4 protein-coding genes are annotated in these 3,461 nt (G+C 73.8%); 1 reads left to right on the top strand and 3 read right to left on the bottom strand.

Features of this window, described 5'->3' with window-relative positions; genetic code table 11:
- The 3 genes from VGB14_07525 to VGB14_07515 all read right to left on the bottom strand — a co-directional run.
- Window positions 1-434: hypothetical protein (locus tag VGB14_07525; GenBank protein HEX9992760.1), on the bottom strand; the 434-nt coding region annotated here is incomplete at its 3' end.
- 5 nt (window positions 435-439) lie between these two features.
- Window positions 440-877: a hypothetical protein gene (locus VGB14_07520; GenBank protein ID HEX9992759.1), complete on the bottom strand. Its 438-nt coding sequence runs from the start codon at window positions 875-877 to the stop codon at window positions 440-442.
- Window positions 878-890: 13 nt separating this feature from the next.
- The gene (locus tag VGB14_07515; GenBank protein ID HEX9992758.1) at window positions 891-2,465 is read right to left on the bottom strand and encodes a hypothetical protein; all 1,575 of its coding nucleotides are present in this window, start codon (window positions 2,463-2,465) and stop codon (window positions 891-893) included.
- 102 nt (window positions 2,466-2,567) lie between these two features.
- Between VGB14_07515 and VGB14_07510 the strand changes: the two genes are divergently transcribed.
- Window positions 2,568-3,461, top strand: an 894-nt coding sequence (locus VGB14_07510) for a serine/threonine-protein kinase (GenBank protein ID HEX9992757.1), incomplete at its 3' end; no start/stop codon positions are given.

Here is a 3,461-nt window from a genome sequence, read left to right as displayed (position 1 = left end):
ACGACGGCGCCGTCGCGAAGGTCGGCCAGCTGGTGGCCCTCGCCGCTCACGCCCTCCCGGCCGACGACGAGGCGCTCGACGCCGGGCGGCACGAGCAGGTCGACCCAGTTCGTCCCCTGGCGGCCGGACACCCGGTGGTCGCCCCGCCCGTCGGTCCACGAGGCGACCACGTCGCCGACGAGGAGCACGTCGACCCCGAGCGAGGACGGCGCCGCCACCCCGAACGCCGGCACCCGCTGGCGGGGCACCGCCATGATCGCGGCGATCAGCCGCCTGGCCAGCTCGCCGGTGGCCGGCCGGCCGGCCCCGCAGACCTCGGCGACGGTCTCGAGCAGGGTCCGGCGGACGTCGTCGCGGCCGGGGTCGTCCAGGTCGACGACCAGCACGGCGTCGCCCGACCGGGCGACGAGGGCGTCGCCGGGCAGCACGCACACCCGGGTCACAGGATGCGCCCGCCGTCGAAGCGCCAGCGCAGGAACAGCACCCGCATCGGGCCGTTGACGAAGAACCAGGTGAGGAGCCAGGTCGTCGTGAAGTGGACGACGTAGGCCGAGCCGGGGAGGACGTCGACGTCGAAGAGGGCCTTCGTGGCGAAGTGGGCGACGATCCCCTCGTTGATCCCGGTGAGCAGCCCGAACAGCGCCGGCCAGTCCTTCTCCCACCGGAACTGCTGGAGCAGGTGGTACACGAGCTCCCAGACGAGCCCGGCGAGCAGCACGGTCGCCAGCACCTCGAACGTCAGCTCGTAGACGTCGCCGAGGCCGGCCTCGCCGGGGATGCCGGGCAGGAACGGCGACACGAGGAGGGTCCACAGGCCGCCGACGACGACGAGGACGAAGATCCTCGTCTCGATGCGGCCGATCAGGGTCGGGGTCACCGGTGCCCGCCCGCTACCCGTCGACCGGCTGGTTGCGGGCCCATCGCCACCACTGTGACACGGAACGCCCGAGGCCGATCCGGCGGCAGAAGCCGCGCCTCGCGAGGTCGTCGGCGATCCGCAGCCCGGCGTACTGGAGGCCGAGGAACGAGTCCACGCCGGCGTAGTAGGCGCCGAGCGTGATCGACCCGGACGCGTACATCGCGCCGGGCGGGCTGTCCGCGCCGCGCACCTCGAAGCTGAGGCCGACGTCGAGCCGCTTCAGGAGGTTGAGGCCGGCGCCGCCGTGCTCGAGCAGGTCCTTCAGCAGCCGGTGCTCGGGGACGGCGCCCTCGAGGCCGGTGCAGTCGATCACGAAGTGGGCGGGCACCTCGAGGATCGACCCGTCCTTGGCCCGCACCCGGGTGACCACCGTGTTGTCGGCCCCCGGCGTCATGTCGGCCACCTCGCCGACGAACTGACGGTAGTAGCCCTTGGACCGGGCGAGCGCGATCTCCTTCTGCCACAGCTTGCGCTTCGGGGTGGTGGTCCCGCCCATGACCTTGAACAGCTGGGCCCGCTCCTCGTCGCTCCCCCGCTCCAACCGGTAGCGCAGCTGGCCGCCCCACGCCCCCTTCGGCCAGTTGAAACCCTGGTAGGCGACGCCGTCCGCGGCCCGGCGGCGCATGAACACGCTCGGGCCCTGGAGCCCGTGCTGGTACGTGCGGAACAGGTGGACGATCTGGGTCCTCGCCCCGTGGCGCTCGACGTCCTCCATCAGCCGCTGGAGCACCCGGGAGGCGACGATGCCGGCGCCCCGCACGAGCACCGTGCCGCCCCGCCGGATCAGCTCCTCGTAGACGTGCTCGTGGGGCGCGTACGCGTTCACCACCCGCGTGTAGTCGTTGTACCTGGTCAGGTAGGCCTGGAGGTCGGGCAGGAAGCGGAGGCCCGGGTAGCCGACGGCGACGTGCACGAACGACGACCGGAACGCCACCCGGCGGGTCGGCCAGGTGCCCTCGGGCGGGGTGAGGATCGAGAAGTAGCCGCCGCCCGCCCGCCGGCGCACCATGCGGGCCTGGCCCTTGGCCAGCATGGACGTCCAGCCGATGCGGGCCGTCTCCCGGTCGACCGAGCGGTACACGTCGCCCGACCTCGGCGTGTAGTAGTCGGTGAGGACCGGCTCGGTGGCCACCTGGAACAGCGGGGCGAGGAAGCCGGGCACGGACCGGGCCGCGAACGCCTCGCGCACCGCGTAGCTGGGCCAGCCCCAGATGTTGTCCATCACCGAGGCCGAGTCCGACCGCAGGCGCTCCCCGTCCGGGATCTGGGAGTTGCGGGCGAGGTAGGCGTAGGTGTCGTAGGGGCGGTCGAGGTTCGTGAGGACCCGGATGCTCGACGCCGGCACGCCGGCGATGCGCAGGAAGTCGACCAGCGCGAACGAGCCGAGCCCCCCGCCGATCGTGACGAGCGGCGCGTCGTAGACGGGGATGCCGGCGTCGGCCAGCATCACGTCGGTCCACAGGCTCGTGGCGATCAGCTGGTCCGTGAGCTCGCCGGGCGCGCGACGGGCGTCCGCCGCCGGCTCGGCACTGCGGATCTCCGGCACGTCCGGCCCTTCCCTCCCCTGCCGCGCCTGCGCGGCCGCCCCTCCGACGGGCGGATGGTAGCGGCCCGTACACTGCGGCCGGGACGTGGGAGGGTCGCCGTGGTGAGCCCCGAGGCCGCCGCCGGCACCGTGCTGGCCGGGCGGTACCGAATCGAGCGGGAGATCGAGCGCGGTGGCTTCGCGACCGTGTACCTGGCGAGCGACCTGCGGCTGCACGGCAAGCGGGTCGCCGTCAAGGTGCTCAGCCCGGCCATGGGCGTCGACGAGGCCTTCCGCGAGCGGTTCGTGCGCGAGTCGGCCATGGCCGTCGAGCTCGACGACCACCCCGGCATCGTGCCCGTCTACGACGCCGGCGAGGACGGCGACGGGTCGCTGTACCTCGTCATGCGCTACATCGAGGGCACCGACCTCAACCGGGCCATCAACCGCTACGGCCCGGTGCCGGCGGACACGATGGCGTCGATCCTCGACCAGGTGGCGGGCGCCCTCGACGTGGCCCACGCCGCCGGCCTGGTCCACCGGGACGTGAAGCCGGGCAACATCCTGCTCACGGCCGACCTCCGCCGGGCCTACCTCGCCGACTTCGGTCTGACCAAGCGGGTCCACGCCGACCAGGCCCTCACCCAGGCCCACCAGTACCTGGGGACGACGTACTACTCGGCGCCCGAGCAGTTCGAGGGGGCCGCGGTGGGGCCGCCGGCCGACGTGTACGCGCTCGGCGCCGTCCTCTACCACGGCCTGACCGGGTCGCCACCGTTCCGGGGCACCCCCGAGTCGGTGATCGCCGCCCACCTCACCCGGCCGGTCCCACCGGTGACCGCGAGCCGCCCGGACCTCAGCCCGGCCGTCGACTGGGTGGTGGCCAGGGCGATGGCCAAGGCGCCCGAGCAGCGCTACCAGCGGGCCGGCGACCTCGCCGCCGACGCCGCCAGGGCGCTGGGCGCGGCCGGCGCCACCGCGGCCGGGGCGTCCACCAGCGGCGCCTTCCAGGCCCCG

The sequence above is a fragment of the Acidimicrobiales bacterium genome, assembly GCA_036399815.1.
Classification (GTDB): domain Bacteria; phylum Actinomycetota; class Acidimicrobiia; order Acidimicrobiales; family DASWMK01; genus DASWMK01.
This window is presented reverse-complemented; position numbering and strand designations above follow the sequence as displayed.